Raw genomic sequence first — 10,466 nt, 5'->3', positions numbered from 1 at the left:
GCAGCCAGAACAGCAGCGGATTATGGTCTACTTTATTGAGGAAGCGAAAGAGCACCTCAATACAATCGAGCATGGTTTGCTGAATTTGCAGACCGTTGTAGCAGACCCTGAATCTTTGAATGAAGTGTTTCGAGCCGCCCATTCGGTAAAGGGCGGTGCTGCAATGTTGGGGATTCACAGCATGCAGCATATTTCCCACAGACTAGAGGATTACTTCAAGGTTCTGAAGGAACATGAACTCCCAGTTGATCGGAAACTGGAATCGTTATTGTTCAAGAGTTTTGATGCACTTCACATTTTGACAGAAGAACTCGAGCAATCTTTTAGTTTGTCAGATGAGTTGTCGGAAAAAACCCTGCTTGAGATAGAACCTGTTTTTTCTGAAATTAATAGCCATTTGACCCAGATTGCGGGTCCGAATATTGATCTAAGCGGGCTCTTGAGTGATAGCCCTCCCCCAACACCTCAGAAAGCACCAGCGCCCGAACCTGAAATTGTCTTGGATGAGCGCTGCATTGAGATTTTCCAAAAAGATATCCTCCAACAGTTACGAGAGATTCTGGGACTGTTCAAACAGCCAGACACCCCAGAAAATCGTCAAGCGTTAACTAACGTTTGCCAAAACCTAGCTCAAGTCGGACAAGAATTTCAGCTCAAAGGCTGGTCTGAATTGTTAGACGTTGCCGGGGCTGTTGTTGCCTATCCCGAAAATTCCTTTGCTACGTTAGCAAGTGTGGTTGTTCCAAATATTAAGGAAGCAAGAGACTTAGTGCTGGCTAAACGGGCAGCCGATGTCAAACCCATGCCTGAATTACTGGATTTGATGCCTGCCCTTGACTTTGGAGATCTGGGGGGGGTAGCCTCAGAGGCTTCAGCGTCAGATGACTGGTTGGATTTGTTTTCCGAAGAGAGTGCAAATTCGGCAGCGTCTGTGGGCGATACGGACTCATTCCTAGATGATTTATTTAAAGAACCGGCGAATCCAGATGCTGCCGCTAATGCCGATGTTGCGCTCCCCATGGCGACTGCCTCTGCAGAAGATAATCTTGCCAGTTTAGATACCTTACTGGCAGAAACCCCTACTCCAGCCGTACCTACCGCCAAAGCATCAAGCCCAACCGAAGATTTCTCGGACTTGGAAAAACTTTTAGAAGAACCTAAACGCCCCGCTGATCGCAACGCAAAGCCCAAACAAAAGCGGGCAGGTACAAAATCCCACCGACGGAGCAGTGCTGTCTCACAGACCATGAAGGTGCCAGTCAAGCAGCTCGATAATTTGGGCAATTTGATCGGTGAATTAGTCGTTAGTCGCAACTCTCTAGAAGATAGTCAAAATCGCTTACGACAGTTTTTGGACAATTTGCTGTTACAGGTACAACAACTGAATGACTTGGGGCGCAATATGGAAGATCTCTACGAGCGATCCTTGCTAGAGAATTCATTATTGACGAGTCGCCAACAGCAGCTGGTTGCGGGTGGAAATGGGAGTGGTTCGTCGGGCAGCCATTCTACCGGTGAGCAGTTTGATGCTCTAGAGATGGATAGCTTTACGGGCTTTCATACCCTCTCTCAAGAAATGATCGAGCGGATTGTGCGGGTGCGGGAGGCAGCCTCTGATATTGAGTTTATTGTTGAAGGAACAGAGCAAGTGACGCGCATGTTCCGCCAAATCACCACTCAGGTGCAAGAAGGCCTGACCAAATCCCGAATGGTTCCGTTTTCCCAAGTGGCAGAGCGGTTACCCAGAGCGGTTCGTGATATTTCCATGAAGTGTGGTAAAAAAGCTCGATTGGAATTGGAAGGCCGAGATACATTGATCGATAAGAGTATTTTGGAGCGGTTGTATGATCCCCTGACTCATTTGGTCAACAATGCTCTGTTTCATGGGATAGAGGCCCCTGACGTGCGCCAATCCCTAGGAAAGGCAGAAGAAGGCGTGATCAAACTCCGAGCCTTCTACCAGGGCAATCAAGCCATTATTTCGATTACGGATGATGGGGCAGGTATCGATGTTGATCGGGTCAAGACCAAGGCCGTCGAGAAAAATTTGCTGACCCGGGAAGAGGCGGATAGCTTATCTCGTCAAGAAGCCTATGCCTTGCTGTTTAAATCGGGCTTTTCCACCCAGGATCAGGCCAATGACCTGGCAGGTCGGGGGGTTGGGATGGATGTTGTTCGCAACAGTATCCACGAGATTCGAGGCGTGATTAATACAGATTCTGGGATTGGCAAGGGCACAACATTTACCATTCGATTGCCCCTGACCCTTAGTATTACAAAGGCGTTATGCTGCATTGACAATTCAGCTCAGATCGCCTTCCCCATTGATGGGGTGCAGGATGTGATTGATATCCCCAAAAACCAGTTGCAGAAGGAGACAGATGGTCAAGTATGGGTGACTTGGCAGGATAAGAAACTTCCCTGTAAGCCTTTAGGGGAATTACTGGCCTATAGTCGAAGATTTAAGCGGAATAGTTCCTATAGCGGCAATAATACCCAAGACGATGGTATGGCGTCCGTCGTCATTTTGAGAAGTGCAGATGACCTGGTGGCCATCGGAGTGGAGCAAGTTTTAGCTGAGCAGGAGATTGTGATTAAGCAACTCTCTGGACCGGTTCCCAAGCCGATGGGAGTGGCTGGAGTCACTGTGCTAGGGGATGGAGGCATTATGGCCATTGCTGATGTGATGGAAATCGTCGATCTGTGTTTGGATCGGTTGGAAGTGAATAATAACCTCTGGAAGAGCATTCTTGAGAATACCGAAATTGAAGAAGATACAGACCCGATGGTCTTGATTGTTGATGATTCCATTACAGTGCGAGAGCTGCTATCGATGACCTTTAACAAGGTCGGTTACCGAGTGGAACAAGCTCGGGACGGTCAGGAAGCGTGGGAGAAACTGCGCTCTGGATTACCTTGTGATTTAGTCTTCTGTGATGTGGAGATGCCTCGAATGGATGGGTTGGAGCTGCTATCACGTCTGCAACAAGACGATGATTTGCAAGACTTGCCGGTGGCCATGCTGACCTCCCGAGGCGCTGCACGGCATAAGCAAATGGCAACTGAGTTAGGGGCTAGAGGATATTTCACTAAGCCTTATTTGGAAGAAGTATTATTGGATGCCGCCCAACGGATGCTGAATGGTGAGGTGTTGGTTAAATAAATTAGGATCCCGTGAGGGGCACGATTATGCTTAAGTTCAGAGCGTGTGTCTCTGATGTAATCCTTAGCATGTGAGCAAATAAGTTGCCCATAGACTTTCAGCAGTTATTTCCTTATCAGCTCGATTCGTTTCAGCAACAAGCCATTGCGGTACTAGATGCCAACCAATCTTTGGTGGTTTCAGCGCCAACGGGGTCGGGTAAAACGATGGTGGGTGAATACGCGATTTATCGAGCCTTACAGCATCAGCGGCGAGTCTTTTACACCACGCCCTTAAAAGCTTTATCGAACCAAAAACTGCGAGATTTTCAGCAGATGTTTGGTGTTGATGCGGTTGGCCTATTAACGGGAGATCTCTCAGTGAATCGAGAGGCTCCTATTCTGGTGATGACAACGGAGATTTTTCGCAATATCTTGTACGGCACCCTGACGGAGGTAGTGAATACCTCTTTGCAGGGCGTTGAGTCAGTCATCCTAGATGAATGTCACTATATGAATGATCGTCAGCGGGGGACGGTATGGGAAGAATCGATTATTTATTGCCCGGCTGAGATTCAACTGATTGCTTTATCCGCGACGATTGCCAATGCCCAAGAACTAACGGATTGGATGAGCTGGGTGCATGGTCCCACTCAGCTGATTGAGTCGGATTGGCGGCCGGTCCCGTTGGCCCATCTGTTTGCGAATGCCAAGGGACTGTTTCCGCTTCTAAATCAAAAGCAGACAGCCCTTAACCCACGGCTAAAAGCGCAGGCCAAAAAACACCATGGCCACCGCCATCAGCGTCGGGCCGATAGTCCAGATGCCATTGCAGTGTTACGGCATTTGCGGGAGCGAGCAATGCTCCCGGCCATTTATTTTATTTTTAGTCGTAAGGGATGCGATCGCACCGTCCAATCCACAGCCCATCTCAACCTCCTGAACTCGACTGAATCAGCGGAAATGCAGGAGCAAATAGGGACGTTTCGGCGGCAGCATCCCGATGTGGGTCGGCCTGAGGAACTGGCTGCGATCGCCCAGGGGATTGCGGCCCATCATGCGGGCTTATTGCCTCAGTGGAAAACCTGGGTTGAGGAACTCTTTCAAGCGGGGCTAATCAAAGTGGTGTTTGCCACGGAAACCTTGGCGGCAGGGATCAATATGCCTGCCCGCACGACCGTAATTGCCAGCTTATCTAAACGAACGGATCTAGGCCATCGTCTACTCACCGCCTCTGAATTTCTGCAAATGGCGGGTCGAGCGGGACGGCGAGGTATGGATGATCAAGGCTATGTGATCACGGTGCAAACCCCCTTTGAGGGTGCCAAAGAAGCCGCTTACCTGGCCACCATTGGACCTGAGCCATTGGTCAGCCAGTTTACCCCTAGCTATGGCATGGTCCTAAACTTGCTGCAAACCCATACCCTAGACGAGTCCAAGGGCTTAATCAATAAAAGCTTTGGCCAATATATTGCCAGTGTGCAGCTTTCACCCCAGAAAAAGGCAATCACCGATCTCCAACAAGAATTGGCCCAGTTACGGAACAAGCTCGGCGACATCGATGAAGGGGCACTCAAAAGCTATCAAAAATTACAACAGCGCCTCAAAGAAGAACGTCGGTTGTTGAAGATTTTGGATCAGCAAGCCCAGGAAACCCGTGCCAGTGAATTAGCCCTCCTGTTAGACCATGCAGAACCGGGAACCCTATTGAGCTTGGCTCAGCCTAAGTTTAAAGCACCCATGGCAAATGTCTTGATTGATACCCTGCCAAGCCCTGGCCATTTTCCCTATCTGGTCTGTTTGGGCCAAGATAATCATTGGTCGGTGATCTCGCGTAGTGATGTGATGCATTTGGATGGACAGTTGGATTGGCCTGACCTCGCTCAACAACTGACTGTTCCTCCCTCATTAACGAAAAAGGGGCAGTCAAAGCCGGGAGATGCGACTAGCCTTCCAGTCGCGGAACAAATTCCGAATAGTACTTGGCAGCCTGCCCCCGAAGTCACCCATCAACAGCAGCGATTACAGGCGGTAGAAGCGCAAATGCAGCAGCATTCTGCCCATGCCTCTCGGCAGGATCACAGCAAGTTTCTGCGGTGGCAGCGGCGGGTACAGACGTTAGAAAAGCAACTCCACGATCGAGAGACGAAATTGAATCGCCAATTTCAACATCAGTGGCACGCGTTTATTGCCTTGGTAGATATTCTTCGCCAGTTTCGCGGCTTAGATGACCTGAGACCTACTGAGTTAGGCCAAATCACCGCAGCATTGAAAGGCGAAAATCAACTCTGGTTGGGGCTTGCCTTCCAGTCCCAAGCTCTCAACAGCCTCGATCCTCATATTTTGGCGGCCATTTGTGCTGCTCTAGTGGTGGACAACACGCGCACGGATGTGTGGATCAAATTCCGCCCCAGCACGATCATTCAGCAAGCGGCTAAACCCTTACGACCGTTGCGGCGGCGACTCATTCAAACCCAACATCGCCATGAAGTTCCCTTGCCCGTTTGCTTAGATACTGAATTGGTTGGTTTAGTAGAACAATGGGCTTTAGGCATTAGTTGGAACGATCTTTGTGCAGCCACCAGCCTGGACGCAGGGGATTTGGTTCGCATCCTGCGACGAACGGTAGACTTGCTTTCGCAAATCCCCTATGTGCCACACCTTTCTCAAGAATTACAGAAAAATGCAAGACGGGCACAGCAACTGATGAATCGTTTTCCCATCAGCGATACAAGTCTGCTGCCTGAGACGGCTATTGAATCAGAAATTGCTAAAGACTGATTACCAGAGGAAGAAACTTGACTTTAGGGGACAGAAGCCTGGTTTTCCTCATTATTGGCCTCAGCTTCTGCTGTATGAGGCAGCTCAAGGCAATATCCCGCGCCATAAACCGTTTTGATATATTGAGGGTGGCGGGGATCGGGCTCTAGCTTGGTTCGTAGATGGCGAACATGCACCCGAATCGTTTCAATATCGTCATTGGGATCGTAGCCCCATACCTCCTGGAGGATTTCGCTGGGAGAGACGGTTTGTCCGTGGCGTTGAAGTAAGCAGTGAAGCAGTTCAAACTCAAGCCGAGTCAACTTAATCACTTTATCGACCCACAACACTTCAAACCGTTCAGGTACAAGGGTAAGGGGACCATAGCTTAGAATTTCGCTGTGGCGGGCGGCTTGAGGAATCCGGTCTGTGCGCCGCAGCAGCGCCCGGACTCGAGCCAGCATTTCTTCTAGCTCGAAGGGCTTGGTCAGATAGTCATCGGCGCCAGCATTGAACCCTTCAACCTTATCTTGGGTTTGGCTAAGGGCCGTCAACATCAGAATGGGGATATCGGCAGTCCGCTGATCGCGCCGCAATCGCTGACAGATCGTAAAACCATCAACTTTAGGGAGCATCAGGTCCAAGATAATCAGATCTGGTAGTAGCTGGACGGCTAATGCTTGCCCTTTGATCCCATCGGTTGCTTGGGCGACATCGTAGCCAGCCATTTCCAGGTTTATGGCAACCAACTCTGCGATCGCAGGATCATCATCAATAACAAGTATCCGGGTTTTCATGCAAACTGCTCAGTATGGACAATATTAAAGAGGTGTAAGCACATCGGTTAACAATGATTTACTAAGAAGTGTTTCGTCATTCTTAAAATAGGCTTGTAAAGATTATAAACAAGGACAATTTCATCTTTCCCACCCACTTGCCTTAATCTAGACCGCACTTCAAAAGATGAGTTAAAGCTTCTTGAGTCCACCTCAGCATAATCAAAAATTGAAAAAAATGTAAATTTTTTCGGGCAATGCTCCAAATAATTCGGCTTATTAAAGCTTTGTTAATTTCATTTGCATGATAGAAAATGCCTTCCAATAATGCAACCTATCTACTACAACAGGGGAGAGGGAAGCGAGTCTCGCGTCTCCCCAAAAAGTTTCCCTGCCCACCTCAAATATCGGCCTCTATTGTCTCTCAAACGCTTATCGTCAGTCTCAGAACTCCGATGAGGCGAAAGAGGTTAGGAGCCTGGGCTCAGAGGTATTCCGCTTCAGTCGAGACAGTAGAGAGTGTACCGTAACATAAACCTATTGCCTGACGCTAAGTATGGAGCCACATCATATCCTGGCGGAGATTCATCTCTGTCATCCGCCTCAATCTTTGGGCTATGTCTACTTAGAAGACAATCCTCAACCTGGCGCACAACTTGAAGTTGAAGGTCAACAGTATACGCTCCTAGAGCGGCACCATCGCTATCAACTCCACGCTAATCGATATCAGCTTCACCACATTGCTTTATACGTGCAGCTGGATGCGGGGATGCGAAATACAACGGGCAGTATTGGCGATGTCAACTGTCAGTACAATGCTCACTCAGCTTTATTACGCTGCGCGATTAACCCTGGCGGCCCTTGCCAGGATTGTGCCTTTTTTCTGCCTAAGACAACGGTATTGTAATTTGGGGCTTGAGCCCTTTTCTGCAAGTTTATCTACATCTGAATCAAAAGGAGAACAATTGCTGATGTCACCCTGGCCCGCGTTCGTGAGTCTTCTCGCGTTACTGCTATATTTTGTGGTCACGATCAATGTCGGACGAGCCCGCGCAAAATACGGCGTTCCAGCGCCTCAAATGTCTGGAAATCCTGACTTTGAACGGGTATTACGAGTCCAACAAAATATGCTGGAGCAGTTGATTTTTTTCTTACCTGCGTTGTGGATTTTCTGTTTCTATCTCAATCCGCTATGGGGATCGGGGCTAGGATTACTTTGGGTGGTTGGACGTGTGCTTTATGCTTGGGGGTATTACCAAGCTGCTGAAAAGCGTGGACCCGGCTTTGCAATTGCTTCCTTAAGTAGTTTGGTGTTGGTGTTAGCCGGTTTGGTGGGGGTTGTACTTGCCTTGATACCTACTTAGACATCCGCTCCATTTGAACCCAGTGCCCATCTACGCTATCCAACCATCTAAGTTATCCAAGTGGATAGAGACTGACAAAACTGATCCAGGTCCAAGGCATGAATACGCTGATCGGTTTGAGCATGTTTGCGATCGCGGGCGGTATTATATCCCCAGGTGCCCAAGAACAGCTCGATGCCAGAGAGGTCAGACTGCTGTTTAACCTGTTCCAGGGCGGCGATGCGATCTTCCAAAAACCAGATCGGGCTGGCAACCTGGGGGACTAACAGCCGCAATGTTTCATACTTGGGGCGACGACAATCTTTGCCGTAGATGCGATCGCGGGAGAAATGCACCCCTGCGTCAGTGAGCAGGGTATAGATAAATCGGCTCTCCTTGGTGCTAATGATAATGAGTTCAGTGGCTTGGCTAAGCTGTTGAAGCTGAGGAATTACCCCAGGATAAAACTGGTGCAGCGCTAGCCAGTGATTTAGATCGGTGGCAATCCAGTGATCACGCACGCCATCCACCTGTTGGCTCAGACTTTTGCGCTCTAAATCTTCCTCGACGACAATGCGATCGCGAATGGATGCCCAGTCTGCCAATACCTGTGATTCGGAATAGCCCTTCAAAATCGCCCGTAAGAGGACAGGCATTTCCCAACCTGTTTCAATAACGGGACGCAAGCAATAAAAACGCTCTGCCAGGCCTGACGGAGGCTCCGGAGATGAAGTGAGCCAGATCCGACCATAGGCCCGCCAAGTCGTTAGGAAGTATTCTTGCAGGCCGTTACAAAGAACACCATCAAAATCCAGGGCTAAGGTCTGGGGCAGGGGTACGCTCATGGCAATAGATTGATCATGCCGTTAGCATCTCTCCAGGTAAAGCACTCGCTTTCCCCCCCCAGGATTAGCAATATCTGAAAAACTGGGGCGGAAGGATTCGAACCTCCGAATGGCTGGACCAAAACCAGCTGCCTTACCACTTGGCGACGCCCCAATGCGACGATACTTTTTTCAGGCTCGAATATCTTAGCAGTTTGCTTCCCCAAGCTGTCAACCTTTATCTGAGACTTTCCGCAAAAAAGTGACAAAGGACGATTCGTCCTTGCTAGGATGACCCTAGATAGAGATAGATTTGACCATGACGGCTGATGTTTTAGCGGCTAAAACCCGCGTCTTTGATCGGTGGGCACCCAATTATGATGGGTTGTTGACGACGGTGTTTTATCAAGCCATCCACCAGCGTTTGCTCAGCTATATCAACTTACCTCGCGAGTTGCCAACTGCTGTCTTGGATATAGGCTGCGGAACCGGTAAGCTTCTCAATCGCATGGCGTCCCAATATCCTCAGTTACAAGGAATAGGGCTGGATCTCTCCCCCAAAATGCTGCGGCAGGCTCGACAGGGTAATTGCCATCGTCCCCGCTTGATTTTCGTCCAGGGGGCAAGTGAGACAATGCCCTTTGCAGATAACCAGTTTCAGGCGGCGTTTAGCACCATCAGCTTTTTGCATTATCCCAATCCAAAACTCGTGTTTATGGAAATTAGTCGTGTTCTCAAGCCCGATGGTCAGTTCCATTTGGTTGATTACACGCCCTTGGTAGGATTAGGCACCCAGCAAAATATAGTTGGGCTGGGGGGCCCGATGTATTTTTATAGCCCTCAGCAGCGAGAGATCTTAGGGGCTAGCGCTGGCTTACGCTGTCATGCCCACTATTCCCTGTTAGGCCCTGTCTTACTATCTATCTTCAAAGCTTAACTGAGTCGGTGACCGCAGTTGGCACAGAACTTATCCATTGCTGCGACAGCCGCGCCACATTGACTACAAAAATTATTTTGAGGGGTCTGGGTCACCGTGGCCGCTGTTCCCATGCTGAGGTGCATCTTCCCCATGGACATTTGCATGGGCTGCATACTCATAACCATATTGCCCATGGTAAGGGGTTGTAAAGGTTGCATGGAGGGCATTGAAGGGATAGGCGTTTGTACAATTTGCTGAAGCGGAATACTTTCCAGGGTCTGTCGAGGAGGCATCGTCTCAATTGGTCGGATTTGATGACTTTGCACCAAAAGGAGATGGCTCCCCTGGGCTGTTTCTAGCTGGATAATATGCCCCTGCAGACTCCGAAAGAGTTTCGGAGAGGTGGTCCAATGCCCGGTCGAGAAGCTGTGGCTAGCCTGTTGTTGTTGGCCAGGCGAGGTTGCAACGATTGTGATAATTGTTTGGCTGTCTTGACTTTCGAGATATAGGGTGGAGCCTGTACCGAGTTCACCAACATATGCCATACCCCATGGCTCCTTATTTGGATCGCAATTTTGACGAGTGTTATCTCTATTGTGCAGGGATCGGCACTATCTCGTGATCCTTCTATGGGGTTCTTAACACAAGTCAAGATTTAGAGACGCCCATCTGAAAGTACTTAATACTCTCAACGCTCGGCTCC

8 protein-coding genes and 1 tRNA gene are annotated in these 10,466 nt (G+C 49.2%); 5 read left to right on the top strand and 4 right to left on the bottom strand.

From position 1 onward, the window contains the following. The coding region (locus tag Q0991_RS09090; RefSeq protein ID WP_366524928.1) for a hybrid sensor histidine kinase/response regulator at nt 1-3,163 on the top strand (3,163 nt) is incomplete at its 5' end. 83 nt (nt 3,164-3,246) lie between these two features. Next, nucleotides 3,247-5,922: a DEAD/DEAH box helicase gene (locus tag Q0991_RS09085; protein ID WP_299487584.1), complete on the top strand. Its 2,676-nt coding sequence runs from the start codon at nt 3,247-3,249 to the stop codon at nt 5,920-5,922. A 23-nt stretch (nt 5,923-5,945) separates the two neighbouring features. Here Q0991_RS09085 and Q0991_RS09080 read toward each other — a convergent pair whose 3' ends face one another. After that, nucleotides 5,946-6,698: a response regulator transcription factor gene (locus Q0991_RS09080; RefSeq protein WP_299487583.1), complete on the bottom strand. Its 753-nt coding sequence runs from the start codon at nt 6,696-6,698 to the stop codon at nt 5,946-5,948. Nucleotides 6,699-7,233: 535 nt separating this feature from the next. Between Q0991_RS09080 and Q0991_RS09075 the strand changes: the two genes are divergently transcribed. Together Q0991_RS09075 and Q0991_RS09070 are read left to right on the top strand one after the other, a co-directional pair. Continuing rightward, the gene (locus Q0991_RS09075; protein WP_299487581.1) at nt 7,234-7,584 is read left to right on the top strand and encodes a DUF6464 family protein; all 351 of its coding nucleotides are present in this window, start codon (nt 7,234-7,236) and stop codon (nt 7,582-7,584) included. A 64-nt stretch (nt 7,585-7,648) separates the two neighbouring features. Further along, nucleotides 7,649-8,041 (top strand): MAPEG family protein, encoded by a 393-nt coding sequence (locus tag Q0991_RS09070; RefSeq protein WP_299487580.1) that lies wholly within the window; start codon nt 7,649-7,651, stop codon nt 8,039-8,041. Between the two features lie 47 nt (nt 8,042-8,088). Here Q0991_RS09070 and Q0991_RS09065 read toward each other — a convergent pair whose 3' ends face one another. Together Q0991_RS09065 and Q0991_RS09060 are read right to left on the bottom strand one after the other, a co-directional pair. Next, complete coding sequence (locus tag Q0991_RS09065; protein ID WP_299487578.1) at nt 8,089-8,865, bottom strand: HAD family hydrolase; 777 nt, start codon at nt 8,863-8,865, stop codon at nt 8,089-8,091. 82 nt (nt 8,866-8,947) lie between these two features. After that, nucleotides 8,948-9,019, bottom strand: a tRNA-Gln gene (locus Q0991_RS09060). Between the two features lie 144 nt (nt 9,020-9,163). Here Q0991_RS09060 and Q0991_RS09055 point away from each other — a divergent pair. Then, on the top strand, nt 9,164-9,781 hold the full coding sequence (locus Q0991_RS09055; RefSeq protein WP_299487576.1) for a class I SAM-dependent methyltransferase: 618 nt from the start codon (nt 9,164-9,166) through the stop codon (nt 9,779-9,781). Here the strand turns inward: Q0991_RS09055 and Q0991_RS09050 are convergent. Then, nucleotides 9,778-10,308: a zinc ribbon domain-containing protein gene (locus Q0991_RS09050; RefSeq protein ID WP_299487574.1), complete on the bottom strand. Its 531-nt coding sequence runs from the start codon at nt 10,306-10,308 to the stop codon at nt 9,778-9,780. The genes Q0991_RS09055 and Q0991_RS09050 overlap by 4 nt on opposite strands. Nucleotides 10,309-10,466: the final 158 nt, after the last annotated feature.

Origin of the sequence: Acaryochloris sp. IP29b_bin.137 (assembly GCF_028285745.1) — a bacterium.
Lineage (GTDB): Bacteria > Cyanobacteriota > Cyanobacteriia > Thermosynechococcales > Thermosynechococcaceae > Acaryochloris.
This window is presented reverse-complemented; position numbering and strand designations above follow the sequence as displayed.

What these genes read in the sequence shown, in the direction of transcription:
- Q0991_RS09070 (WP_299487580.1), top strand. Translation starts at nt 7,649, where the DNA reads ATGTCACCCTGGCCCGCGTTCGTGAGTCTTCTCGCGTTACTGCTATAT.
- Q0991_RS09050 (WP_299487574.1), bottom strand. Translation starts at nt 10,308, where the DNA reads ATGGCATATGTTGGTGAACTCGGTACAGGCTCCACCCTATATCTCGAA.
- Q0991_RS09075 (WP_299487581.1), top strand. Translation starts at nt 7,234, where the DNA reads ATGGAGCCACATCATATCCTGGCGGAGATTCATCTCTGTCATCCGCCT.
- Q0991_RS09055 (WP_299487576.1), top strand. Translation starts at nt 9,164, where the DNA reads ATGACGGCTGATGTTTTAGCGGCTAAAACCCGCGTCTTTGATCGGTGG.
- Q0991_RS09080 (WP_299487583.1), bottom strand. Translation starts at nt 6,698, where the DNA reads ATGAAAACCCGGATACTTGTTATTGATGATGATCCTGCGATCGCAGAG.
- Q0991_RS09065 (WP_299487578.1), bottom strand. Translation starts at nt 8,865, where the DNA reads ATGAGCGTACCCCTGCCCCAGACCTTAGCCCTGGATTTTGATGGTGTT.